Genomic DNA, 26,525 nt, shown 5'->3' with positions numbered 1-26,525 from the left:
CGCTCCTCTCCTAAACCTATCTCTATCACTCTATCTATTCATGCAGCCTATCCCTTAATCCCCGTACCTGCTATTCCACCGACAATATAACGCTGTGCGAAAAAAAATACAGCGAGCGGAGGAATCGAGATGAGACAAGTAATCGCCATAATCGACTGCATATCGACGCCGAACATGCCCTTGAACTGTGCTAATCCGAGCGTCAGTGTGTACTTCGACTGATCATTAAGGAAAATAAGCGGCCCCAGATAATCATTCCAGCAGCTCATAATTTGAAACACAGCGACTAAAATGAGCGAAGGTCCCATAAGCGGCACTATAATCCGCACAAGAATTCCAAATTTGCTCGCCCCATCTATAGTTGCCGCCTCATCAAGCTCACGCGGAATCGTAAGAATAAACTGCCTCAGAAGGAAAATGAAGTAAGCTGAACCGAACCAAGAAGGTACGATAAGCGGTTTAAGCGTATTAATCCATCCCAAATAGTTGAACTCCATATACTGCGGAATCATTGTCACTTCCCAAGGAACCATCATCGTCGCTAGTACAACTAGGAAAAGTAGATTGCGTCCCTTAAAATCAAATCTCGCGAACCCGTAAGCTACTAGAGTACAGGATATCAACTGGCCAATCGTAGACAACGAAGTTACGATTAGCGTATTTTTCAGAAATAAGTTAAAAGGCTGTGTCGTCCACGCATTGGCGAAGTTGCTGAATTTCCAAACCGAAGGAATCCATTTGGGTGGAAACAGATACAGCTCCGTCTGCGACTTTAGAGCGGTCGTCACCGCCCAAAATAACGGGGCAGCGAACATCAGCGAGCAGAAGATCAGCAGCGTATAAACGATGATCCGCCTCATACGGATCTCCCCTTTCCACTGGACTTCAATTTCTTCTCCGGCAAACGTTTCATTTCGCCTTCATAGAACACCCAAGCCTCTGACGACTTGAATACAAAAAAAGTCAATGTGAGCACAATAAGAAACATAAACCATGCGTTTGCAGCAGAGTAACCCATTTTGAAAAACTTGAACGCATTCTCATACATGTACATCGCATAGAAGTACGTAGATTTCATAGGGCCTCCGCCCGTGAGCAATAACGCGAGAGTGAGCTGTTGAAATGCCGCTATAATAGAAGTAATTAGGTTGAACAAAATCGTCGGTGTTAGCAGCGGAATCGTTACGCTGATGAACTGCCTGATCATACCTGCCCCATCAATTGATGCGGATTCATAAAGATCCTTTGGAATTCCCTTGAGCCCAGCGAGAAAGACGAGCATCATTGCGCCTTGTCCCCATAGGCTTGCGACAACCATGGCCACAAGAGACCACTGTGTTTCATTCAGCCAGTCCGGGCCTTGTACACCGACGAGTGACAGAAAATAATTCAATATGCCATAATCACCGCTGTACACCCAAGACCAGATCATTGCTAAAGCTACACCTGAGATGACAGAAGGCAAATAAAATGCTGTTCGAAAAATCGCGCTGCCCCGTGTCTTCTGGTTAAGAAGAATCGCAAGTCCCAACCCAACTGCAATATTGAGCGGAACAAATAGCGCTGCAAACTTAATCGTGACGCCGAATGACTTCCAAAACAACGGATCATCCGTAAACATTTCTACATAATTGCCAAATCCAATAAATTGCACCTTGCCCACGATCGGCCAATCAAAAAAAGAAATAATAAGTGAAAACAACAACGGTCCCAAAGTGAAAACGAGGAATCCAAAGATCCATGGAAAAATGAAGAGGTAGGGCACAGCCCCACCCCATCTGCGTTTCAGGCTGGCTGAATGTTTTCCTGCTGTCTGTGGGTAGGTCTGAGCCATCTCCTAACCTTCTTTCTGCATCTATAATGTTATTTCAAGTAACGCTCGCTATCTTTTACGGCTTGATTCAATGCTTCCTGCGCATTACTGCCATGCATAACTGCTTCTACTGCCGCGGAAAGCTGTCTATTCACTTCATTCCACTTTGCGCTAAGCAGGAAAGCCGGTGTATTATCAGAACGTTCAAGCATCGTATAGTACGGCTTGTACAGAGGATCTTGATCTTTTTTGAGCTCTTCCACGACGCTTAATCTTACTGGCAAATCAGCTACGCGCATCTTGATCGCTTCATTCGATACATAATATTTGATAAATTCCCAAGCCAAATCCTTTTGCTTGGAATCCTTCGCAATGGACAGCGCAGATTCTGCGACAACGCCTTTAACTTGCTTGCCTGGAAATGCTGGCATCTCCACGGTGCCTACATCAATGCCAGCTTGCTTGAAAGATTCGAGCGGCCAAATTCCGCTCTCCCACATAGCAATTTTGCCAGCTTTAAAAATATCCTCGCCGCTTTGTTGACCTTTACCACCTGCAAGCACGGCAGAGCCGTTCTTTAACATGTCGCCAAACATTTGAATCACACCTGCTGTTTCGCTGCTGTTCATGTAACCTTCTATTGTTTTACCGTCATCCGATATATAGGAACTGCCATTGCTCCATACAAACCCTTGCAGATCATAAGTGTCATTCTCAGCTCGAACTCCGAAGCCATATTGCTTCTTTGTTTTGTCCGTCAGTTGCTTGGAGATTTCTTGAAACTCATCCCATGTCCAGCCATCCTTCGGATAAGGAATCTTCGCATCATCAAACATTTTCTTGTTGTAGTACACAACACGTGTCGTGAAGCCTGCCGGAATGCCATAAAGGTTGTTGTCAATTGTCGCGTAATTAAATAGGCCGCTGTAGAAGTCATCCTTTTTCAGGTCCGCATCACTGTCTGCATAGCTGTTAAGCGGCTCAAGCGACTGGTGATAGGTTGGAAAATCCCACATGTACATGACATCGGGAGGATTTGTAGCCCCGAAGCCTGCAGCCAGCTTTTGGTCAAATCCATCTGCGTAAGCCTCTACCTGAATCTTCGTGCCAGGATGATTGGCTTCGAACTTCTTAGCGATATCCTGCTCAATCTTGAGCGCATCCCCAGTATCCCATGTGGCGAATCGAAGCGTTTTCAAAGCTGTAGAACCTTTTTCATTATCAGGCTTCGCTGTCGTGCCATTTGTACTTTCGTTATTACCTGAACATGCTGTAAGCATTGTCACAGTCATAACCGTCGTAACAATAATAAGAGAAATTTTGTTCTTCATTCTGGCAGCTCCCCTATCCGTGTAGTACTTCGTAATTGAACTGCTTTCATCTTAATAAAAATGAAAGCGCTACAAAACCGTTAAACATTCGAATGTTGGTGTGGTTTTGTTCGATTTACTTGGGAAGGTGCACATCTGTTTGGAGCGTACTGCCTTTTTGTTGGGTACGGTAGTAGCTGGGCGTTTGCCCCGTGCAGCGCTTGAACCATTTACTGAAATATTTGCTATCGCCAAGCCCTGTACGCTCGGCTATGTCCTGCATCGTAAGCGTCGTTTCTTTCAATAACACATATGCCAATTTCAGCTTGCGTTTATACTGATAGGCGACAAAGCTGTCTCCTACTGCTTTTTTGAACAGGATCGAGAAATGGCTGCGGCTAAGGCCGACCTGTTTGGCCACGTCGCTGACTGACCAATCTGCCGCTGGGTTATCATGCAGCAAGTTAACTGCTCGCCAAATTGCCTCTGGCCAATCCACCGCGGATACGCTGTGGGCTTTCTCCAGTTCTGCTTCTTTATGAAGCGCTGACCATGCTTGAAGTCGTTCATCCGCATGCATGAGCGGCCCTCTTTTGGCCCACTGCAGCTTCGTATTCTTGCTCTTTTGCTCCACCAGCAGCATGTCCAAGACATTTAATTTAGATTGCGGGACGATACAGTAGCACCGTTCCTCCCCATAAGGAATAATCGTCCCTTCACAAATTTTTTGATCCTCGTATGTCACTCTCTTCAATAGATCAAGCCAGGATGACTCGCAGCCTGAAGTCTTGACCAAATAGATATAGACAGGCTCGCCATGGAAAGACCACTCCTCGCGAGTGCGTTTCTCCATCTCGCCAATAAATTTATGGTTATGTCCATTCAACCAAGCGTACAACAGGGTACTCAAGCGTTCTCCTTGATCAATGCCATTTTCTTCAGGCACCGCGGATTCCGAAGCCGCCCCCAGTTCAATCTGGAACTTCGCCAGCATTCCTTCCAGCTCTTCGTCCTCGAAGGCGGTTTTGAGCAGATAACCTGATGCGCCCAGCTTCATGCCCTGCTGCGCGTATTCAAAATCCCGGTGGCAGCTGAGTAAAATTATTTTTGTATGAGGAGCCTTCTCCTTTACTTTCCGTGATAATTCGATGCCATCCATCTCGGGCATGACAATATCTGTTATGAGAACTTCAGGCTGATGTTCAAGAAAAGCATCCCAGGCTTTGCGGCCGTTTGGAGCGTCAGCGACCACTTCCATTCCATATTTATCCCAAGGAACGGTTGAGCGAAGTCCTTTGCGGACAATACTTTCGTCATCTGCGATTAACACCTTAATCATCTTGGTTGCTTCCATGCAGGTTATCCTCCTTTTTGGGCCATTCAATGATGATCGTAGTCCCTTCACCCTGAATCGATTGTACGGTTAACCCATACTGCAGGCCAAAATGCAGTTTGAATTTCTGATCGGCATTTTGCACCCCAAGTCCTCCTCGGCCCTTGCGATTCGTCATATTGGTCAACAATAAAAGCTTTAGCTTATCTGGCGAAATGCCAGCTCCGTTATCAGATAACTTAAGCAATAAATGATTTCCTTTCTCCTGTACAGTCAAACGGATCACACCCTTGCCATCCTCGAAGCCATGGAAAAAAATATTTTCGAACAATGGCTGCAGCGTCATTCGAGGAATCAGATAGCGTTTCAAATGCTCCTCGCATTCCAGCACATACTCGAACGTGGAACCGTAGCGCACTTCTTGAATTTTCAAAAAATGATCAATCATCCGAAGCTCACGTTCCATAGAAATCAACTCCTGTGAGATATCCAAATTACCCTCAAGCACCATCGTAAGGTGATACAGCATCTGACGGATTTCTTCTGCTCCTTGCAGTCTCGCTTTCCATTGAATCGAATTAAGCGTGTTAAACAGTAAATGGGGATTAATTTGATAATGGAAAGCCTTAAGCTCCGCTTCCTTCTTAAGTCGCTCGCTCCGCTCAACTTCGCCAATTAACGATTGTATCCCGCTGACCATATTATTAAAACTTGTATCCAAGATGCCTAGCTCGTCATGGGATTCAACCTGAGTCCTCGTATGCAGCTTTCCGAAGCTTACCTTCTGCATCGCATCCTTAAGGCGGCGAATCCGTGCGGTAAACCGGGAAGAGAACAAGTATGCGAGTCCAAAGGCCAGCAGACAGGAGCCAAAAGCGACGATGACGGTATTCGACCGTATAATGTCGGAAGAGCGATAAAAGGATGCAGCAGGCAATCTTGCCTCAATGCTCCACCCATTAACAGCAAGAGTTTTAGTCCATAAGATGTCACTCTCTTTGGGTTGGAAGGCGGTTGCCGTCTCATAGATAATCCTTCCCTGTGGATCATCAATTTTGAGATGTGCCTTCGTATCATTCTCGAACAGCTGGAACATATGAAGCAGATCTTCGGCATTTTCTTCAATTAATATTTTACTGCCTCGCAGCGCTCCGTAAGGACTATTAACCGGTACTGCCAAGCCAAGCAATGAGATCCCGTTCTCCATCGTTTCGCCCATAGCATGGTTCTGAGAGTAAAATCCTAACCAATACTTGCCACCAATCGAATTGTTCATGGCTTGCCATGCGGGAATAAGGCTGAGCTTGGATACATCAAGATTATTTTCCCCATAATAATAGCCGGAACTGGTAATAATATAGATTCCAATCGTTCGATCGGGTTTAAGCGCTTTCAAAAGTGCTTCGAAATCATTTTTATCCATGATATCTTTATACGTAGTAGGTACATGATCACTTAGATCAACGCGCGCAGGATCAAGCAAATAGGAATAAATAGTTTCTGTTGTCTGATTCATTCGATTCAAATAAGAGCTCATCTGCTGTTCCAATTGAGCCACTGCATTATCTCCATATTTGCCAAATTGAGAATTAATGACCTTCGCGGATTGGTAATAAGACAAAGCTCCAAGCGAGAGCAGCGGAATAATGGTCACAATGAGAAAACAGAAGAGCAGCTTGGTTCGTATGCTCCGGTAAGAGCCAGACAAAAGAGGAAGTTTAAGTTTCTTAAGTACATGATTCAACATAATTACATCCTTCCTCCTCCACTCCATAATACTTGAAGTGTATCATGGACCTCTTTTACCGAACAATGAGAAGCAATTCCAGCAAATATGCTGTGGACGACAACCCACCAATCACAAATGAGATCTCATTCCCATAAACGTCAAAAGCACCTCCCGTCAGCCTACTATTGGCTTATTGGAAGTGCAGTGATTCATTCGGTTGTATACTCATTACCCAAAATGAGGAACACGCTCGACGTCCATGTAAACGCTCGATCACGTAAACCTTGACCCGTCATCGCATCGAAATTTTCGGCCATCCCGCTTCGGTCCAGCATGTCGCAGAACCGGCGTGAGACCATTTCTGCAAGCTCAAGATCTCCTGCTGCGGCAGCACCTTCAACCAGTATCATAGTCGAGGGCGCCCAGATTGGACCGCGCCAATAGCCGTCAGCACTATAGAAAGGACTATTCACACTCTCCGTCGCCCAGCCATTAGAAGTTAAGAATCTGTTCTCATCACGCAGCCCTTCTAGCAGTGCAGTACGGATATGCTCAGGTAGACGTTTGCCCAATATAATTGGAACGAACAATAATAGGCTGTCTCCTTCTGATAGCTCATGCGTACCTGATCGGCAGGCTGTAAATTGACCATTTTTCCAAAAATGGCTGATCATTTTTTTCATTGTTCCCTCAGCAAGCTGTCTCCATTCGACTGCTTCTTCCACATGACCGAGCCGTTCAGCAATTTCAGCTAAAAGCTCTGCTTGAAGAATAAGAAAAGCTGCTAAATCTGGGCTCTCTACCGGAATGCCATTGTTAAAAGCCGTACTGTTATCCCAGCCGGAGTCGTTGCCATGATTGTATTGCGGAATGCCATCGCTATCGCCATCGCGGTAGTTGAACCACCATTTTGTCCATTTGGACAAAGGCCCATAAACCTCTTGAAGCTGCGCCTCCTTGATAAAGTCCGTTCGTGCCATCATCCAAGCAAGTGTCCATCCATGAATCGGCGGTTTGTTGCAATTCCACAGTTCATATTTATCGTTGATGAAATCCGGGATAAGCCCACTCTCATCCTGCCGGTCAAAGAAAATCATAAACTGATCCCATGCCAGCTTCGGATCATGGCGAACAAGCGCCATTGCATTAAAACAGTGATCCCAGCTCCAAATGTTCGTCATCCAGTTCTTTGACATATACATCGCTGGCCGTGTGAGACAACCTTCTGCCGGAACGAGGCAGGACCACGTAATATAAGCGGCAAGTACTCGGCTTTCTTCCCAGCGTTGTGGCAGCGTTAAACTATTATCCAACCACAAATTAAACTCTTCCTTCACTTGCTTAACGACATCATCAAAAGGTTCCCAAGCCATTCGCGGCTCCAAAATGGTCCTAAACTCTTCAATAGCAAATTCTAATTTACTTGTATTATTGTCCGGCAAGAAACTTGCGATAACATATGAGCTTTTGATTTTGTCCCATGGGACTTCCATTCGCAGCTCGCCAACAAGCGCAGTAAGCATGAACCTGCATTCATGGGTGAAGCTGTTTACTTCCCAGCTGCTAGGTGACGCTTGATAGGCATAATCGTAAGCGGCCGTACGGAAGGTCAAGCGAATTCCGCAGCCGTTCGCGTGAACACGGAATGTCCGGCTGTCAGATATACAAATTTCTGCCGTTAAGCCGCGTTCCGATGTTAACTGAATCCGCTCTGGGGAAGCTTTGGACAGGAAAGATACAGATTGGCCGCTTTCATCGAGCATATCGATATGGAAAGCTTCGCCGAATTTATCATCGCCACCGCGCACGGTGCGCATATATAGGCCTTGTTGTCTATCTTTGGCTTCAGGCAAAATGGAGATCGCTAGGAACGATTCTCTTCGACTGAAAGGTACTAAACTTAAGTCAAAGTTCATATCTAATCTCCTTTACGGAATAGTATACGCTTTCATTGTATCGAAAGGAGTTCTCGGAAAAAACGGACAGTTGTTTCTGATGGGTGGGAAATTTGTTTCGTTAGAGGCTTTGTTAATCACGACGGGGGAGTTTTGTTCGATGAATGCAGTACTTTTGTTCGAATCGCTATTCAAAATAGTTCTTAAATTTAATCGTATACTTGAATCATTATTTGGTGGAGCCATGTCCCCCATTTTTACAATACAATCAGAAAGAGGATGTCCTCCTGCCATGAGATTGGCAAAGGCACCCTCTTTTTTCTAGATTCAGCATTATCATTGACAACTGTATACTCTAATCTCCACAATTTCCGCTCGCGGGCTGCCATTCGTACTTTCGACAACCAATCTTAACTTATTGGTTTGTACTTCATTTATGGAATGAACTCTTTTTCTTATTCGATTATTTGTTTCTCTATGCAAAACAGTCCATCCGTTGTTTGCCCAAGCTTCAATTCGGTAGTCTTTGACGAGCTCCGGAATAACTAAAAAAGGCGTTTCGTGATGATGAAGGTTAATTAAATCCTCGTTTACATCGTCATTGAAGGTCACATGGATTTCGGACACATTCGTCGCTTCGATTAAATCAACCTCAATCCATTCGTCAATACCGGCTTTCAGCGGTTCAGATACCCAAATATGCGGTCCGCCGAACGGTCTTGCGTAACCATCGGTTGCCTTGCTCGCAGCATAGGCTCCCGTTGCCGCCGAGAAACAAAATGGCTCGCGAACCAACCGCTTCATGCTCCATTCGGTGACAGGCGTATACCGCTCGTCATCATCGCGACTGGAGTGTTCGGTATGCATGCTCTCAAAAGCGAGTACGCCGGTTAGCGGAACAGCCGACTTGAACAAGCTGATTCGGTCGTTTGCACGGACGATGATAAATGCATTTTTCGCCGGTTCATCGCTACCCTGCACGAGCGGAATCTCGACCCATTGCCGCTCACCCGTGCTTACTTTCACCTTCACACTATGACGCAACGTTGCCGGAACGTAGTTTTCCGCACGTCCGGTATCCCACAGCTCAACGGTAAGCTCACTTTCCCCGCTTGCCGACAGCAGCAGCTCGAACTGTCCCATCTCACCTTCAATTGGAAATAGCAAACCGACGTCCTTTGCAAGGGGGTACGCCTCCGATGGCTGATCCAAGCAAATTCGCGTTAAAGTACTCGAAGCGCTCATGGTTCCTCTCCTAGCCAAGTCCAATGCATCCATGTTCCGTAATCCGATAATCGAAGCGTCACTCTTAAGCAAGATCTGCTGAAGTTCGGCAATATGGTACTCACGCAGCTCGCGCGGGGTAACGCCTTTCATAACGGACAACGCGGCGCCTGCCCCCGCAGCTTCTCCTATTACCGCGCAAGTTGCCATTACCCTCGTCGTGCCAAAAGCAACATGCGTCGCGCTGATGTTCCGTCCGGCAAACAACAGATTGCTTACGTTTCTTGAATACAAAGAGCTGAACGGAATATGGTAGATTCCATCCGCATGCAAATGCTTAGATCCACTCTCAGACGCATACATGCCTTGAGGGGGATGCAAGTCAATCGACCATCCACCGAAGGCGATGCTGTCGTCGAACGGACGCTGCGCCATAATGTCGTTTTGATTCAACACCGTGTCGCTGATAAAGCGGCGGTACTCTCGCTTGCCCGGGATCGAGCCAACCCATTCGAGCGTCATCGTCTCCGCATCGAATTGACCCGAATTTTTGATATAGTCCCATATCCCATATATGACCGACCACAGTTCATCGCGGATTCGCTCGTTCTCATGAACGCTATCCAGCTCTCCACCCCATTCAATCCACCAATAGTGGCAGCCCGAATCACCGCTGCGTATGACTCGTTTGATCGGAATGGATGTCGTCAAAATGTCCTTAGCGAATGACGGAGCGACAAAACGAACCGGCTTGCCGGTATCCTTCGTGTAGAACAGCAGGGTGCTGCCTAACGTAATGTCGTCTGCAACCTCTGGCGCCCAATCTTCCTCGTATTCGTGCTGCGCTTCACGCCCTAGACGATAGGCGGCTCCCGCTAGGAAACCGACCAACCCATCTCCCGTGCAATCGAGGAACACTTCGCTCTCGAAGCGAATAAGCCGCTCCGAGCCCATCATCCATCCGGTAACAGCACGAATAATCCGCTCTTCAAGCTCTCCATCCGCTTCGACTTCCCGGACGTCTGTGTTCAAGTACAAGCTGATATTCGGTTCCGCGCGAACGGCTTCCAGCAATGTCAAATCCCACAAATAAGGATTCCCCTCGGGATTGCGGTACTGGTTCTGGATGAACAACTCTCCCATGATCCCCGTCTCACGGGCATAACGATTTACTCCATGACCGGTTGCACCGCATACCCACACTCTCACCTCCGAGCTGGAATTGCCCCCCAGCACTGGACGGTTATGAACAAACGCCACTTTCAAGCCCAATCTTGCCGCGGCGATAGCCGCGCATATTCCTGCCAATCCGGCTCCAACTACGGTAATATCCGTCTTCACTAACTCATTTCTCATGGCAATCTCCCCCTGAATATAAGTTGTGTGTATCTTCAATTTCAAATATATTGCTATTCAAAGTATAAGAAAATGCACTATAATTACTTCAAGGATATACTTTATTTCAAGGAGTTTATAAGAATGGATCATCCCGCTCTATGGTCGCACACACCGACTGTAATATCCTATAACTATTGGCAAAATATCGATCGATTCCAGCTTTCCGTGGACACTTACGCCAACTGGGTTATGTTCATACCTGAAAGTGGCCGATTTTCATTCCAGCTTGAAAGCCAAGAGGGGGAATCCAGCTTCGGCAGTATCGTCATATGCCCTCCTCATATTGCATTCCATAGAGAAACGCTTGAGAAGTTAACTTTTCATTTTATTTTGTTTCATTTAGCCGAAACGAACACCAACATTCACACAACGACAGAAAGCTATCCACATGGCCAAGTAATTATCGGGGACCCGGATCGCCTAAAATCTAATCTTCGAATGCTTCGTAAGCTATCGGGGCATTCGAATCAACAAGCGCAGCTTTGGAAGAATACGATTATTCACGATATCCTCCTGCTTGCCAGCGATCAATTCAATCCATTTCAGGAATCCATGCCAAGCGCGGAAGATCCTATGCTTGAAGCCATACTCGAGCGTTTGCAAACACTCGCCTATACACCTTTCAACATCAATAGAGTAGCCGCTGAATTTGGTTTAAGCGCTGTGCAGTTGACGAGAAAGTTTAAACAAACTTTTTCTGTCAATCCTAGCGAGTACATCACATCCTTACGAATCAATCGAATAAAATCTCTTTTAATGGAAAGCGATTATACTTTGCAGGAAATTGCTGTACAGTGCGGTTATGACAACGGATATTATCTCAGCCGTATCTTCTCGTCACGTGTCGGAGTCAGTCCATCTGACTATCGGAAAAATAACAAAGTATAACGATATGAAAAGGCTCAATCTGACTGACATGTTCTCCAAAAAGTGCCTATCTAGTAGATAGCATGCAGAAAATGGTTCCAGAACAGAAGCCCAGTCCGAATGGACTGGGCTATGATTATAATAATAAGATTGCTGGAAGCTTCCGCGAGATTCGGGTCTAGCCTGTATACCACAAAAAAGGGGATTACTCAAAAGTCGTAAGCTCGCAACCGAGTTCATTCGCTTTCTTCTAAATCAGTTTCCGAGATAGTATCCAAAATAGAGAGGATCGCCTTTACTGCCTCTGCGCGGGTAGTGAATTCGTTTCCTTTAAACCAATTATTACCTCTGCCTTGCAGCAATCCTGCATTGACAGCAGCTGCAATAGACGGTTCGGCCCAGCCCATCATTTCTTTCGAATCGTTAAACGCAGTGCGGGGAACATCATTTGTATCCAGTTTTAATGTTCTAGCCATGATTACCGCTAATTCGCTGCGTGTAATATTTCTAGCTGGCCGGAAGGTTTTGTCAGGAAATCCGGTGATAATCCCCTTTTCTACCAACGCCAACACACTCGTATTAGCCCAAGCTTGAATAACATGCTGATCTTTGAATATAGCTTTGTTTTCTTTGGGGTATAGCTCCATCGCTTTAGCTAGCATTGCGGCAAACTCTTCCCGTGTGACTGATCGGTCTGGTCGAAAGGTATGATCCGGGTAACCAACCACAAATCCTAATTCCAACGCGCGTATAATATTTTTCTCCGCCCAATGACCGGCAATATCCTTTAATTGAATTTGAATCTGCGGTTTAAATGTAAAATCAATTTTTTTGCTCACATCGATAGTACTAGCATCCAGATCTCTCGTCATCAATTTCACTTTTGATAGCTCAGCTGTGATCGCTGTTCCTGCCTTTTTTTTGCTGATTACATCAAATTGAATTTTTGCTAGATCGAGATTCCCGCTATCTCCTTGCTGGTTCCCTGTTTTCGTACCAAATATCAATAATTTCCCCGGTTCCTTGTCAAAAAGTTTGTGAAAAGATGCCGAACTGAACGCACTGACTATCTTTTTAAAGCGCAAATGCTCTGCAGGATATAGGATAGTTAGTTCGTAACCATAGACAAGTTTCGCATCTTTTGCAGAAACAGATAGCTCGATTGTATCTCCGGGCTTCACCTCATCGGACTGACTAGTAAATTCAAATGTGGTATCGCTTGCTGCTGCTTGTACATTGTTTGATGGTTGCAGGATTGAGGCTGCGATGAAACTAATGAGTAAAATAACTCTCATTGCAAAACGCGAATATTTCATCCTATGCTGTCCCTTCTTTGCCATAACTTAACGAAAGGGGGAATCCGAAATCCCCCTTTCGTTATCCGAACATGGTATGTCTTCTCTTGGTTTAACTAAATGTACAGTCGCAGTCGCCCAGATGTAACATTATTTATTCAGAATTAATCTAGCAATGAGAACAATATCTTCTAAACCAATTTCACCATCTTTATTGAAGTCCAGTTGTTTCACTTGATTCCATTCAGAATCTTGTTCCGTTATTCCATATGCCTCAACGAGCTTCACTAAGTCTCCAATAGTGAACTTGCCGTCTTCGTTCACATCGCCTGGTTTTGCAACATGAACCGCTTTGCTGAAGGCATTCAGTGCTTGCTTCAATGTTGTAATTGCAGCTTCCAACTCAGCTTGTGTTAATTTCACATTATCCACGGTGGCTTGTGCTTGTTGTAATGCTTGTTGCAGTGCCGCTTTTGCTTCCGCTGGGTATTGGCCTGGCAAGCTTCCCACTTGAGCATTCTCTAAGACTTGTTCCACTTCTGCAATTAATTTGTTCAGATCTGACTTATCAACTTCCTTCACGTCTTGAATCGTTACTTTATATTCTGTGCCGAAACCGTAGATTTCCTCATCCGGCGCATTGGCAAGCTGTAATTCCGTTACTTTAATCGATGTAGCAGCATTTTCTGCCGTTGGCGCGATCGCTTTAAAGCGAAGCTTCACAAGTTTTTTGTTGGATGATTCAGGATTCTTCGATACATTAACGGCGATAAATGTTAGTTCTCCCTCGCCAAGCTTATATTCAACAATGATGAATCCTTCTTTCTCGCTCGGTTCAACGAAGCCTTCAAATTGTACTTGGGCAGGATCGAATTGTAACGTTACCTCCTGAGCTTGATATAACTTTGTCCCTTCAGATAGACCATAGGTTAACTCAAAACTTTCTCCAATTTGAACTTGTTCCGGACCTGCCAATACAGCTTGATCGCTCGGATCCTCTTTGATCTCGGCGGCCTTGAATTTAGCGATTGCCGCATTCAACTGTACCACCGCGGCATCTACCGATGCCTGTGAGGCTATCGTGTCGGCCTCAACCGCTTCCGCCGCCTCGATAGCCGCTAGAAACTCGTCCTTCGCCACAGCCGGGTACTGACCGGCTTGATCGCCGACCACGGCCGCGTCATGAAGCTGTCTCGCCCCGGTAATCGCGCCCGTCAGCTCGGTTTTGTCGGCTTCTTGCACGGTTGCCCCCATAAACTGCATCGGACGCAGCTCCCTATAATCTTTCGAAGAGCCTATTCCGCCGCCCCATTCGAAGAACTCTCTCCGTCCTGCTCCGTCGTTCTCGTTGAACAACAAGCTGAAGCTCATCATTCCCTTATCTGGATGGACCGGAGCAAGCTCGCTCCACGGAAGGGCAATATAGTAATACGTATATTTCGTTTCTTCATCACGGATCACTTTCGCTTCCACATTCGTCACATCTCCCACTTCGACGCCCTGCGGAGTGCTCCAGCGGTGGACGACACTCTGCCCGTTCGGACAAAGTGCAAATCCGTACTCGTACTTATCGGGTATCTCCTTACCCGCAACGCCTGAGAAGAGAGCAAACTGGATCCCGTCGCCGGTCCAGGATGAGGACCCGCATTGATCCTGATAATGGATGTCGTCCTTAATCTTGGCGGTCAAATAGAAATGCTCCTCATCCCAGTTCAACCAGAAATCGCCGCTTAAATCATCCGGCCCCTTCCAGCCTCTCACCCGATTGTTGCCCGTCTCAATTAAATTCAGAGCGTATCCGGGAACCTGGACTTCCTGCAAGCGTTCGCCGGAAGCCGTTTTCTTGATGATCGGATTGAACTCGGTAGAGCCATCCAACGTTATGGGCGCCGTTTCTTTAAAATTCAACTTCACTTGGTAAGCATAAGGTTTGCCGTATGCAGGAATCGGAATATCTACGCTGCCCCGCCACGTGGAAGCAGGTGGAATTACTTCGTTATACGTTTGCGAACCGGAAAGCTCGCCCAACTGCCAATCTAAGCTCGTTAGCGTATAAGCGGACACGGCTGAATTGTTCGTATAAGAGATTTTCAACTGGCCCGTCCGATCGTCCATAGATACGATATGCGGCTCGACCGCCATGCCGAACGGCTCCTCGATTCGGGCGTTCACAAGCAAGTGAGCGCTGGGCTTGCCGTCTACTTTCACATTGGCAATATAAGTCCGGCTCCCAATCTCTGGAACCGCAGGTAGAGTGATTGGTACGTCAAGCTGCCCGTTCGCCGGGACGGATACAGTCTGCGTGACGCCGGCCACTTCAACCTCAGCTATCATCGCTGTAGTGCTGCCCGTATTATCGAGCTTTACACGTATGCGAACATGATCGTTCACGGCCGCAACAACGTCATCCGCAGAGAATAAGCCGCCAGCATGAATGCCGGAAATGTTGCCTTTTACATAGAACACCTGATTGCCAAGCTTTAAATAGACTTTGCCATTCAAAGGCATAAGCGTCTGCTCTTCTCCAGTGAAATCGGTTACGATAACAGGACTATCCGTCGTCAAGACAACCTTTTGCGGGGTAAGAGACCATAGAACGCGCAGATCTTCGCCATTCTTGCGGAACAGATAGCTCCTTACGTTGCCGTACACCTGCTCCTGCTCAACATATTCCCCACCGGTCAGCTGCCTCGTCTGAACCGCGTAAGTTGCAAAAGCCGGCTTGGCCGTATAGGCGCCCCGTCCATCTTCCTCGTTTACGATAATACCGAAGTTATGCTCCCGGTTCTCTGCGTCTGTACCGTCATTTTTCAAATCGTACCAGGTGATATTTTCCGCGCCTTCGGAGATCGCTAGGACATTATAACGGGCAAGGTATTCCGCTTGTTTATCCACCGAGATGCCATCTCCGCCCAACTTCGTATGCCAGCCCATCTCTGTCAGCCAAAGCGGTATTTCCTTGCCAGAAGTATTATATTTTGCAATCAGCTTGTTCAGCTTGTCTAAAGCTAGATCGCCGCCCTCTGGGATTTCCGGAAAACGGTACGGGTGAACGGAGACGCCGTCCAGATAGTTCAGACCACCCAGCGCAAACAATTCTTCAATCCAGTCGTAAGGAATGGTCACTCCGGCAGGTCCGATCACGCGCACATCCTCGCGAAGCTCCTTTATAGCATTGTACGTCTCTTTCAACAGCGGAAAATAATACGACGCAGATGCTCCGCCGCCAAAGGCGTTATATTCGTTCCATACTTCAACCTTCTTGATCTGATCACCGTAATGATTCAAAACGGCACGCGCGTAATTCGCAAAGCCTGCTACCCCTGCAGGGTCTTTAATATGAAAACCGCCGGGATATAGGTTATTGTTGTAGGTCAGCACGATAAACGGCGAGATTCGGTGCTGCTTTAAGGCTGCCATATACGTTTCGTACTTCTCCGGGAATTGATAAACACCCTTTTCCTTCTCAATCCCACCCCAACCAATCTCGTCGCGTACCATGCTGACACCCAGTCTGGAAACGAGCGGAATCAGAATAGGGTCCCAATTCTGGCCGAAATGGGTCGCAACGCCGAATGGCGAAGGTTGGTCGGCGAGATCCGCGTTGGGAGCGAGCACTGTAACCGAAGTCGTCGTGTTCTTAACGATTTGTTCTCCGTCTTTGGCCGTTAATTGCAGTTTATAGTAACCTTTATCCAGCGACGGCAGCGGGAGGGTCAGGTTCCCGTCATTGCCGACGGAAGCCGATCCGTTGCCGAAAGGAGCACCCCAATAATTTTCCAGTTTCCAATCGACCCGTTTAGCAACCGTTTTCAAATCAATGCTAATTGGTTCTCCCACAAGAAATACATTTCCCGTCGTCGTTGGAATAATCTTCATATCCCGCGTCTCTGGAACAAATTTGTTCACGGTGACCGCCGAGATCACGACATCCTGAGCCGTATCTACGGATGCTTTGGTATAATAAATACGATAATCCGTGCCGTTGGCACGATTGGAAAACTTGGCGTGAGGCAGAGTGACGATACTCGTCTTCCATGTCCCTGAATCCGTCAATTGAATCGGGTTTGCTTTTGTAAATCCGCCCTTTATGGCATCATACTCAGTCACAATCGTGCCTTTGCCAACATCGAGGTAAGTCACCTCAACTTCGATCGGCAAATCCACATCGTAAACATACGTATCGTCTACATTAAAATATAAGTACTTCGCGCCATTAGCCGTGTCCGTCGTCCAGCCTTCCTGCTCTGATCTTACAACGATCGGCGCCTTATTTTTGGCATTGTCTCCCGGGAACACATTAATTCCCTCGTACTTCCAGTCGCTATTTAACTGAGCTTTCACTGACTGCGCGTCGCTGTAGTTATCCAAAGGCCGGATTGAAACCTCTCTGAAATAAACGTCCGTCTCACTGGTGCCCATTTCGCCCGACCAAACGCCCAGACGCATGACTCGCTTCAAGTCCGCCTGAAGCACGATAAACCGCTCCTTTTTCCAACTGTTCGTACCCGTCAGTCGGATATGCTTCATATCACGCCAGCCGGTATCATTCAGGTAGGACAAGGCGAACTTCCCAACAGGTCCGTCAAAATATTCAACCGTCACTTCGACGCGATGATCTCCTCTAGAGACGAATTCCTCATCGGTCACTTCCATATAAAGAAAGCTGCGGGAATTGCTTTTATCCGTGCGCCAGCTGTCCTTGCCTCCTATGACTTCGGCCTTGCCGCTCTGGTCGCGCAATTGCGGATCTCCTGGAAACATATGCAAGCCGCTGAATACGGGATTCGCACCTAATGTCGCCGTAACAACCTCATGACCTTGCTCCGGATCGTCAGCTTTCGAAACCTTAATGGAGCCGATGACGACATCTTCCCCGATCCCTGCCAATCGAATTGTCGTATAGTCGGCGTCCACTGGCTGAAAAACATGTGTTTTCCACTCATTTGTCCCCGTCAGTTGCACCATATCCGAATCAGTACTGCTATTTGCCGCGGAGAAACGCAAATTAAATTTGCCTGTGCCGCGATCGAAATAGTCGACTGCGACTTTTTGATTTTTCCCGCTTCCATATGAACTATCGAGATCAAAGAACATATAGGCGTAATTATTGCTGATTTGCGTAGACCACCCCTCCTTGGAACCATAGGAGACTATCGGCTCAGCGTACTTTTCATTACCGCCTAGCCGCACTTTAATGCCCTCATAGGTCCTGTTGCTTTTCAAAACTGCCTGCACCGAGCTTGCCATGCTGTAATCCGGCAATTTGGATACAGTCACTGATTTAAAGAAGACATCCTCTTGGCTGCTCCCCATCTTGGGTCCGTACAGGCCCAGACGCATTTTCGTAATTAGTACGCCATCGGAAACGTAAAATCGATGCGTCTTCCAAGTGTTGCTTCCGGTAAGCTGTACATATTTCTCTTCCTGCCACCCGCCTTGCTTTAAATACATCAGATTAAATTTGCCGGTTCCGCCGTCGTAATAATCGACAGAAACCTCAATCCGGCTCTGCCCTTCGACGAAAAAGCCAGGAGCCGCATTCAAATACATAAACTGAACTCCTCCGCTTTTGTTCGTCCCCCAACTTTGCTTACCGCCTTTCACCGCCGCTTGCGGGGACGTAGAATTATCCCCAGGCAGCACCGTCAATCCATTAAAAATAGGATCGTTTCCTAGTTCCGCATATATCACATCCGGCGTATTTGCGGACGCCGATATCCCACCTGGCGGAATAAGTCCTCCGGATACCAATAATACGGATAACATGACGAACCATATACGAATTGCCTTTCTGCTAATATTCATTTCGCACCTCCTAGAATGAATGATTGCGTTCCATCAAACAGATCAGTCGCAGCTCTCGGTAAAGCGCTTTCATTTTCATGTTTTGAACTAATCTCATCACCTGTTGCTCCGGCATGAACATTTGTATTGCCGGAGCAAATCACCATCAGAACACTGACTACAATCATCATTGCTCGTTTCACACATAACTTTTTGCTTGCTATAATAATCGTTTATCCTTTGACCGCAGAACTGGAGAACCCTTGAATAATATACTTCTGGCCAATAAAGAAGACGATAAGCAGCGGTACGACACCTGCTGTCGCGGCAGCCATCATCATGTTATAGTCCACTCCCGATTCCAGCATGAAATTCTGCATACCAAGCGGCACCGTAAACAATCTTTTGTCCAGCAAAAAAATCAAAGCGTTTTCATAATCGTTCCACGTCCATGTAAAATCAATGATAGCGAAGGTTGCCAGAACCGGTTTGGAAAGCGGTAGAAACAATTGAAAGAAAATCCGGAAATGGCCGGCTCCATCAATGAAAGCCGCTTCAGATATTTCATGGGGAATGCTCATAAAAAATTGCCTGATCATGAAGACGCCGAATACAGTAAACAAGCCCGGAAGAATGAGCGCCCAATGGGTGTTATAAATATTCATCCAATCAAACATGATAAATTTTGGGACAAACAGTACTTGCTGCGGAATCATCATCAAACACAGATAAAGCATAAAGATGGCATCCCTTCCCTTGAAGGGAATGCGGCTGAAGCCATATGCGGCAAATGCGGCGAGCAATGGAGCTCCAATCATTAAAATGATCGATATTTTCAAAGAGTTTAAATAAAATAGAGCAAACCCGTCGCCAGTCATCCAGACTTTAAAGTGGTTGGTCCATACAGGATCAAGTGGAATCCACTGAATTGGAAAAGTGAAAACGTCCTTCGGCATCTTGAACGAGGTGCTGATCATCCAGATCATTGGCGACAACAGCAGTAGACTCGCTAGTGCCATGAAGATCGTATTAAAGCTCTTGATTATTCGTTTTCTGATTATTCTGTTATTTCTTATTTCCATTGTGCGTCTTCCCCCTCCGTTAGTAATGAACCCACTTTTTCTGGCCCGCCCACTGAATAAGCGAGATGCAAAGGATGATCAGGAACATGGTCCACGAGACGGCTGACGCGTACCCCATTTCATAAAAGCTGAACGCTTTCTTATAGGCGAAAATAGAGAAAACCGTCGTACTATTGGCAGGGCCTCCCTGTGTGATGGCATAAATCATGCCAAAGCCCTTGATGGAGCCGATGAAGCCGGTAATCATCAGAAAAAAGGTGGTAGGACTAACCAAAGGAAATATAATCAGACGCAGCAGCTGCCCAAACGTCGCTCCGTCCATCCTTGCCGCTTCCAGCTGCTCTGAGGACAATTCCTGCAGCGCGGCCAAATAAATAATCATGTTGTATYCGATTCCGCCTGCGGTCACCATGATCAGCACCGCATACATCGCTGTATCCGGGGAAGCAAACCATAGGGGAGGCTCAGAAATACCAACTGATCGCAGGAATGCGTTTATTGGACCGTTGGAAGGCTGAAATAGCACCATCCATACAAAGGCAATAGCGATGCCGCTGGTAAAGTACGGAGCGAAAAAGAACGCACGCAGCGTTTTCTGGAAATATGTCCGGTTGTTGAGTATGACAGCAATTAGAAATCCGAGCATAATCGAAATCGGTACAGGGACCAACAACAGCAAGGTATTTCTGACTGATACAGCAAATAAATCATCTCTCACCATCATTCTAAAATTATCCAATCCGATAAAACGCGGGGTTTGCCCGCTAGCGAATACCCAATCTGTAAACATTAAATAAAAGGAGAACAGAGCTGGAACGAGCATAAACACCATCATTCCGATTAGATTGGGAGCAATGAATACATAACCAATCAGCCTCTGTCGCTTCATCCAACTCACGATCGGTCACCGCCTTTCTCTATTTATAATGTAGCTTGCAGTATCCAGCAGCTTGCGGCTAAGGGGATGCGGCGTTAAAGGTTCGCTCCCCCTTAGCCTGACGACTTTATTTAGATGATGCTTGCAAATTACCGTTATGCACCCGCGCTAATTCCTTCGCGCCTTCCTCAGGAGTCAGCTTTTGGGAAAACACGTTGTCATAAATTGCCTGCTGCTCGCTGCCTGACTTCCGGTCCAGACGGCTCAGACCAAGTGGAAGGCTCCCGAACATGACCCGCTTAATCGAATCAAGGTCATAGGTGTCCTCCACACCTTTGAACATAAGGGCAACAGCCTCATCGACTGGGAAGTCCTTGGATGAAGGTACTCTTCCGCCTGCCGCCATCGGCAGCATGCCACCGTCCGCATACCACTTGATAAATTTCCAGGTGGCTTCCGGATGCTTGGTGCGGGGATTGATAGCAACCACGTCTCCTAAGCCGCCAGCGTTAATGTAATCGGCCTGATCCATGTTAACCTTGGGAGCCGGCGCCGCAGCCACCTTGAACGACCTTGGGAACTCTGCCACGTTGTTAGTCGTACGGAAAATCTGGTTCGTGGAAAATAGCATTGCGCTTTCTCCCTTCACAAACATCTGGTCCAAAGCGGGCTTTGAAGTAATCTGCTCCGTATGAGGCATCAAGCTTTTATCCGTAAACATCATGTCCGAATAAACCTGAAGTGCTTTGACCGTCAACGGATTGTCGAAAGCTGAAGTACCGTCCGGATTCGTCAGCTGCAAGCTTTGCTTCAGCATGGAACCGTTGATAGGCACATTGAAGTAATAATCGCTTTGCGCCAATCCCCAAACCTTATCATCCTTCAGCTTGGCGGCATAATCCCTGAACTCGTCCAGTCCCCATTCCGTAGGAACAGGCAGTCCCTTGGCATCGAGCATGTCCTTGTTCAACCAGACAAAGGATAAGCCTTTCTGGGTAGGAACGCCATAATACTTATCGTCCACCTTCCAAAAGGCAGCACCTTCACCCATTTTTTCGTTCACATCATAGTCAGTGAAACTGCTTATATCAAGCGCGTTTCCTGCTTTTATACGCTTCTCGTAAAGGCTGTAATCATAGTTTACGTACATGTCTACGGGTTGGCCGGACATGAGTGCCGTATCCAGCTTCAGATTGCCGGCTTCATCATTGACGAACCGTACATACTCCACCTGAATATCCGAATTTTCTTTGTTCCAGTTGTCGACAACCTCTTGGGGTCCGTTCTCGGCCGGCACAGCTCCCCACATCGTCAGTTTGACCGGATCTGCACTTGCAGTTGCAGTGGGCTCGGCGCTTGCGGATGTCGTTGGTCCATCTACTCCCCCATTGCTGTTACCGTTTCCGCCACAGCCAGCAAGCATCAGAGACACCGCCACAATCGAAGTCAAGCCTGCAACCAATCTCTTTCTGTTTCTCATCTTTCTTGTAACCTCCCTAATCGGATGTTTAATACATCCCAACTATATCAACTCGCTCTTGGGTCTATAAGAGACGAAACTTGCGGATTGGCTGTATAAAACTTATATATTGTTCTCTTTCCTAAAGGAGCTGGGGGTTTGTCCAACCAAGCGCTTGAACACTTTGATGAAGTACGCATCGTCAGTGAAGCCCGTCTGGCTCGCAATCTCTTCTACACTGAGCTTGGAATGCAGCAGCAGACGTTTGGATTGTTCAATACGAATGTTTCGCAAATAGGCGATTGGCGTCAATCCCGTTTTTTTGCCGAATACGGTACTCAAATAGTCTACATTGATCGCTACCAGACTAGCCAAATCCGTAACTTTAATGTTCTCCCTGTAATGCTCCAGCATATATTGAATCACCCGGTTTACCTCTGGATGGTCTGTATAGCTTATATGCTCCTCCTGCTTCTGCCTAATAAGCTCCCGTATTGCTTGCAGCATAAGCGCAAGCAGCGATTCATGGCTTACGGCAGAGTAGATGTCTGTCCGATCCTCCGATTTTCGTCCTGCCAGCATCGTCACAACATGAAGCAGATGGGCTGCTCGTTTTTTCACTTCCACATGAGAAAATGACGAGTCTTTCATGCACGACCAGATCAGCGTTGCTGCCTCCGTGCATTTTGGTTCATTCCTCTCTTCAAAGCAGCGAATCAACTCAGCCTCCAGCTCCTCGATTGGCACCATCACGTGTTTCTCCCCTATCGGAACAGTATCACGACCGTACCAATTGCCGTTTAATTGATTCAGCGCATGCAGCCAATCATCGGACAAACGGGACAAGTTGCTAATAGTCGTTGTTTCAATCATCCGCTGGGACGGGATCTGGCTGACCGATTCTGACTTCTTCTGAAAGCTCCAGCAAAAGAAAGTGGTCTGACCCGCATCATGGAAGGTTTGGACAAGCAGATATTTTTCCGGCCGGATCCCAACTTGATCCATGCGAGCAGGTGCGGCACCGTTTAGAGTGACTACAATCTCTAATCTCAGACTGCTGAATTTCTCCACCGCCAAGACAAGCTCCGCTGCATCTGCCTGAGCCGATACTCCTATTCCCAAAATAACCGCCCACGTGCGGTGATAATAAGGAAAAAGCGCCTCTCCAGCCCCTTTAAGCTCTGCAAGCAATTCCTGCTTGATTCGTGCCAAACTTTCCAGCAAAACATCATCATTTAAGGATAGTTTCAGCAAATAGTTGGAAGCTCCGTATTGAAGCGCATCCCGTGCATAATCGAACTGGTTCATAGCCGTCAGCATAATAAAGCGGCTGCGTATACCAGCTTTCCGTGTTTCCTTCAGCAATTCAATTCCGTCCATGCCAGGCATAACTATATCGGCGATGACGACATCCGGCTTCAAATCCACAATAGCCGAAAGCGCCTCATTGCCGTTGCCTGCTTCGCCGACAACACAAAAACCATGGCTTTCCCAGTCCAAAATTTCTCTGACGGCTTCACGAACAAACACTTCATCTTCCACCAATAAAATCGTCCACATGTCCGTCATCTCCTTTCTGTGAATAAGGCGCTGCAATCAATAATGGCATACGTATTCGAACGAGGGTTCCTTCCGCGCCCGATATAAGTTCAATCACACCCTCACGTTTAAAGAGCAGCTCCAGCCTTTCTCTTAAATTGCTCAGTCCAATCCCGTGTCCGCTGCGTCTCCCCTTATTGTGGGCTGCCTCTTCCATGCCAATTCCGTTATCTTCCACCTCAAGAACAAGCTCGCTCCCCTCCGCTCGCGCCCTGACCCATATGGTGCCACGACCTTCAGACATATTAAAGCCGTGGGCGATAGAGTTTTCTGTCAGAGGCTGCAAACTAAATTTTGGAACAAGCGCATACTGTACCGATTCCTCTGTTTCATATTCGATTGTAAACTGTTCTCTAAATCGAAACGCCTGTATGGATTCATAGGATCGCAGCAAAGTGATCTCTTCTTTAAGTGGAATCAGCTCAATATCGGAATTCAGACTAGCCTCCAATATTAAGCCTAAAGAAGTACAAATACCCGCAATGGCGTCCTGTTTCTCTTTTCTTGCAATCCATTTGACAGTGTTCAACGTATTCAAGAGAAAATGCGGGTTCATTTGGTAGAGCAGCATTTGAAAACGGACTACCTGCTTTTGCCGTTCTTCCTGTTTCAACTTAGCAATTAGCAGAACAACATCATCAATCATTCGGTTAAAGCTATCGCTTAGCGAACGAATTTCATCTGTTGCACCTTGGTTGATCGATATTTTAACATTCAGCTTCTTGTCCGACGCCTCTTCCATGCTTCGTTTCAAAACATACAACGGCTTCGTTATTCGAGACGCCAAAAAGAAGGTTACCGTGATGAAAACGATTACCAGAATAATGAGAAACATATAGATCATCAGTCTTAATTGCTTGACTTCACGCTGAAGCTCACTTAAGGGCATTTGACTAACGACATACCAATCCAGCTCCTCCACATAACTGTAATTGACTAGTGACAAAGCGCGTTCATCTTTGTAATGTCCATTTTTTGCATGTGAAGAAATGATCCTTTTCATGCTGTCCACACTGAAAGCGGATTCCTTATTTTGTAAAATGATTTCTTCTTGCCCGGTAAAAATGGTTAGATCCTGATTGACCGGATTATCTTTTAGCGTATTGTTGAACCACTCCTGAATGTTGATGCTGATACGTGCTAATCCATAATTTCCCCGCAGCTCGTCGTCCAGCATCGTATACAGACTTAGTAGCTTACTTCCTTGACTTCCTCTTACATCATTCCAGTCGTTCGCCACCCATCGGTAAGGACGCAAGCCGATTTGCAGCTTATTTTGCCACTCCTGTAATTCTTTCCGTTCGTTTGTCAACTGGTCATTGGGAGCATAGGAGGTGTATACATTGCCATTACGGTCGATAAAACGAAAATACAGCTCCGTCTGATGGAAGAAAAAGCTGTTGTTGATTCCGAACATTTTGCTTTCTATTATTTTCTTTCGTACAAAAGGATCATATTTATCAGGAGCGTGCATAATCTGGATCAGGCTTTCATCCTGACTCAGCATGGTATTTGCTTTGTATGAAAATGCCATCATATCCGTCAAGGATATATAAACCTGCTGCATACGCTCAGACATGCGGTCGATCATATCATTCTGCCGAATCGTTTCAAAATGCTGGAAAAGATAATAAATTGCGATGCACAAAGGAAGCATCAGTAGTGTGATATACGCGATAAACAGTCTATATTTCAACGTATTTGGGAGCCATTTTCTCCTATATTGCATCATTTGTGTATCATTCACTCCTCATATCGTTTTTGAGCCGATTAAGCGCACCTTTCATTTTATCACACCCAAAAACTGAACCAGCAGATTAAAAACTTGTATTTTTATATAACAATTCTTAGAAATTGAGCACTAAAGAGATTCATCTCATCTAACGCTGTGGTTCGCTCATTGGGCATTCCAACATATAAAAAAAATCACGCCCAATGGACGTGATTTTTTTAATTGGTGCAGTCTAAGGGCGAATCAGCACTAGCCTAATCACATTAAATTGCATACAATTCCATCTGGATGGTTCTGTAAATTATATTGAACTTATCTTTTCACAATTTTGAAAGTGATCCTAAGAGCTTATTTTCATAATAAGAATGGAAGCATTTGAATTGATTTGAGACCCCCCAGCATTGGTTTGTAAAGTAACGCTAGAGGCGCTGGAATGATTTCTTAAAGTTAGTACATCACTAGCGGCAGCAGTAATAATAATCATGCCTGGATTAGGTTGAGTACCGGCACCCGAGCCATACACGCTTCCGCCAACAGGGGCACCATTCTGATATAAGGTAAATTGATTACTTTCTACTGCAGTTACAATATAATAAACGGCATAGTCTCCAGCGTTATTTATCATAATTTGTGATGTATTCGGTGTATGGGTGATGTTATTTAGATTACCATTGCTATCGAAAATAATATCCGTTTCTACCGCTACTGACTGGCTACCTGTATTGAATACATAACCATACGCTGACAAGCCTTCACCTGTTGCTCCTGTTGCACCCGTTACTCCTGTCGCTCCTGTTGCTCCCGTTACTCCTGTCGCTCCTGTTGCTCCCGTCGCTCCTGTTGCTCCCGTTGCTCCTATTGATCCTGTTGCTCCTGTTTCACCTGTCGCTCCCGTTACTCCTGTCGCTCCTGTTGCTCCCGTTGCTCCTGTTGCTCCCGTTACTCCTGTCGCTCCTATGACTCCTGTTGCTCCTGTTTCACCTGTTGCTCCCGTTACTCCTGTCGCTCCTATGACTCCTGTTGCTCCTGTTTCACCTGTCGCTCCCGTTATTCCTGTCGCTCCTATGACTCCTATTGCTCCAGTTTCACCTGTCGCTCCCGATACTCCTGTTGCTCCTGATGCGC

The 26,525-nt window shown here is 46.5% G+C and carries 16 protein-coding genes; 1 reads left to right on the top strand and 15 read right to left on the bottom strand.

Going from position 1 to position 26,525, the window contains the following annotated elements; genetic code table 11:
• Positions 1-47: 47 nt before the first annotated feature.
• The 7 genes from AC1DPK_RS26100 to AC1DPK_RS26070 form a co-directional block, all read right to left on the bottom strand.
• Positions 48-860 (bottom strand): carbohydrate ABC transporter permease, encoded by an 813-nt coding sequence (locus tag AC1DPK_RS26100; protein WP_441880857.1) that lies wholly within the window; start codon positions 858-860, stop codon positions 48-50.
• The gene (locus AC1DPK_RS26095; protein ID WP_339203949.1) at positions 857-1,834 is read right to left on the bottom strand and encodes a carbohydrate ABC transporter permease; all 978 of its coding nucleotides are present in this window, start codon (positions 1,832-1,834) and stop codon (positions 857-859) included. The genes AC1DPK_RS26100 and AC1DPK_RS26095 overlap by 4 nt, the downstream gene beginning before the upstream one ends.
• Positions 1,835-1,863: 29 nt before the next feature.
• Positions 1,864-3,144, bottom strand: a complete 1,281-nt coding sequence (locus AC1DPK_RS26090; RefSeq protein WP_477512113.1) for an ABC transporter substrate-binding protein — start codon at positions 3,142-3,144, stop codon at positions 1,864-1,866.
• Positions 3,145-3,259: 115 nt separating this feature from the next.
• On the bottom strand, positions 3,260-4,477 hold the full coding sequence (locus AC1DPK_RS26085; protein ID WP_477512112.1) for a response regulator transcription factor: 1,218 nt from the start codon (positions 4,475-4,477) through the stop codon (positions 3,260-3,262).
• Complete coding sequence (locus AC1DPK_RS26080; protein WP_477512111.1) at positions 4,455-6,203, bottom strand: sensor histidine kinase; 1,749 nt, start codon at positions 6,201-6,203, stop codon at positions 4,455-4,457. The genes AC1DPK_RS26085 and AC1DPK_RS26080 overlap by 23 nt, the downstream gene beginning before the upstream one ends.
• A 191-nt stretch (positions 6,204-6,394) precedes the next feature.
• Complete coding sequence (locus AC1DPK_RS26075; RefSeq protein ID WP_477512110.1) at positions 6,395-8,101, bottom strand: amylo-alpha-1,6-glucosidase; 1,707 nt, start codon at positions 8,099-8,101, stop codon at positions 6,395-6,397.
• Between the two features lie 315 nt (positions 8,102-8,416).
• Positions 8,417-10,660 carry an FAD-dependent oxidoreductase gene (locus tag AC1DPK_RS26070; RefSeq protein ID WP_477512109.1) on the bottom strand — a complete coding sequence of 748 codons (2,244 nt, stop codon included), beginning with the start codon at positions 10,658-10,660 and terminating at the stop codon, positions 8,417-8,419.
• Positions 10,661-10,783: 123 nt separating this feature from the next.
• Between AC1DPK_RS26070 and AC1DPK_RS26065 the strand changes: the two genes are divergently transcribed.
• Complete coding sequence (locus AC1DPK_RS26065) at positions 10,784-11,590, top strand: helix-turn-helix domain-containing protein (RefSeq protein WP_477512108.1); 807 nt, start codon at positions 10,784-10,786, stop codon at positions 11,588-11,590.
• A 215-nt stretch (positions 11,591-11,805) separates the two neighbouring features.
• Here AC1DPK_RS26065 and AC1DPK_RS26060 read toward each other — a convergent pair whose 3' ends face one another.
• The 8 genes from AC1DPK_RS26060 to AC1DPK_RS26025 all read right to left on the bottom strand — a co-directional run.
• Positions 11,806-12,885: an S-layer homology domain-containing protein gene (locus tag AC1DPK_RS26060; RefSeq protein WP_477512107.1), complete on the bottom strand. Its 1,080-nt coding sequence runs from the start codon at positions 12,883-12,885 to the stop codon at positions 11,806-11,808.
• Positions 12,886-13,014: 129 nt separating this feature from the next.
• Positions 13,015-18,672, bottom strand: a complete 5,658-nt coding sequence (locus tag AC1DPK_RS26055; protein WP_477512106.1) for a hypothetical protein — start codon at positions 18,670-18,672, stop codon at positions 13,015-13,017.
• Between the two features lie 212 nt (positions 18,673-18,884).
• Positions 18,885-19,733, bottom strand: a complete 849-nt coding sequence (locus AC1DPK_RS26050) for a carbohydrate ABC transporter permease (RefSeq protein WP_477512105.1) — start codon at positions 19,731-19,733, stop codon at positions 18,885-18,887.
• A 19-nt stretch (positions 19,734-19,752) separates the two neighbouring features.
• Entirely contained in the window at positions 19,753-20,622 is an 870-nt protein-coding gene (locus AC1DPK_RS26045; protein WP_477512139.1) for a carbohydrate ABC transporter permease, read from the bottom strand.
• A gap of 115 nt (positions 20,623-20,737) precedes the next feature.
• Positions 20,738-22,090, bottom strand: a complete 1,353-nt coding sequence (locus AC1DPK_RS26040) for an ABC transporter substrate-binding protein (RefSeq protein ID WP_477512104.1) — start codon at positions 22,088-22,090, stop codon at positions 20,738-20,740.
• Positions 22,091-22,192: 102 nt separating this feature from the next.
• Positions 22,193-23,629, bottom strand: coding sequence for a response regulator (locus tag AC1DPK_RS26035; RefSeq protein WP_477512103.1), 1,437 nt, complete (start codon positions 23,627-23,629; stop codon positions 22,193-22,195).
• Entirely contained in the window at positions 23,601-25,400 is a 1,800-nt protein-coding gene (locus tag AC1DPK_RS26030; protein WP_477512102.1) for a cache domain-containing sensor histidine kinase, read from the bottom strand. The genes AC1DPK_RS26035 and AC1DPK_RS26030 overlap by 29 nt, the downstream gene beginning before the upstream one ends.
• Positions 25,401-25,740: 340 nt before the next feature.
• The coding region (locus tag AC1DPK_RS26025; protein ID WP_477512101.1) for a BclA C-terminal domain-containing protein at positions 25,741-26,525 on the bottom strand (785 nt) is incomplete at its 5' end.

This window comes from Paenibacillus sp. 01T424 (assembly GCF_056398745.1).
This window is presented reverse-complemented; position numbering and strand designations above follow the sequence as displayed.

Coding starts and splice junctions, on each gene's coding strand:
- AC1DPK_RS26055 (WP_477512106.1), bottom strand. CDS start 18,672: ATGAATATTAGCAGAAAGGCAATTCGTATATGGTTCGTCATGTTATCC.
- AC1DPK_RS26035 (WP_477512103.1), bottom strand. CDS start 23,629: ATGTGGACGATTTTATTGGTGGAAGATGAAGTGTTTGTTCGTGAAGCC.
- AC1DPK_RS26070 (WP_477512109.1), bottom strand. CDS start 10,660: ATGAGAAATGAGTTAGTGAAGACGGATATTACCGTAGTTGGAGCCGGA.
- AC1DPK_RS26100 (WP_441880857.1), bottom strand. CDS start 860: ATGAGGCGGATCATCGTTTATACGCTGCTGATCTTCTGCTCGCTGATG.
- AC1DPK_RS26050 (WP_477512105.1), bottom strand. CDS start 19,733: ATGGAAATAAGAAATAACAGAATAATCAGAAAACGAATAATCAAGAGC.
- AC1DPK_RS26090 (WP_477512113.1), bottom strand. CDS start 3,144: ATGAAGAACAAAATTTCTCTTATTATTGTTACGACGGTTATGACTGTG.
- AC1DPK_RS26060 (WP_477512107.1), bottom strand. CDS start 12,885: ATGAAATATTCGCGTTTTGCAATGAGAGTTATTTTACTCATTAGTTTC.
- AC1DPK_RS26030 (WP_477512102.1), bottom strand. CDS start 25,400: ATGATGCAATATAGGAGAAAATGGCTCCCAAATACGTTGAAATATAGA.
- AC1DPK_RS26065 (WP_477512108.1), top strand. CDS start 10,784: ATGGATCATCCCGCTCTATGGTCGCACACACCGACTGTAATATCCTAT.
- AC1DPK_RS26080 (WP_477512111.1), bottom strand. CDS start 6,203: ATGTTGAATCATGTACTTAAGAAACTTAAACTTCCTCTTTTGTCTGGC.
- AC1DPK_RS26040 (WP_477512104.1), bottom strand. CDS start 22,090: ATGAGAAACAGAAAGAGATTGGTTGCAGGCTTGACTTCGATTGTGGCG.
- AC1DPK_RS26085 (WP_477512112.1), bottom strand. CDS start 4,477: ATGGAAGCAACCAAGATGATTAAGGTGTTAATCGCAGATGACGAAAGT.
- AC1DPK_RS26095 (WP_339203949.1), bottom strand. CDS start 1,834: ATGGCTCAGACCTACCCACAGACAGCAGGAAAACATTCAGCCAGCCTG.
- AC1DPK_RS26075 (WP_477512110.1), bottom strand. CDS start 8,101: ATGAACTTTGACTTAAGTTTAGTACCTTTCAGTCGAAGAGAATCGTTC.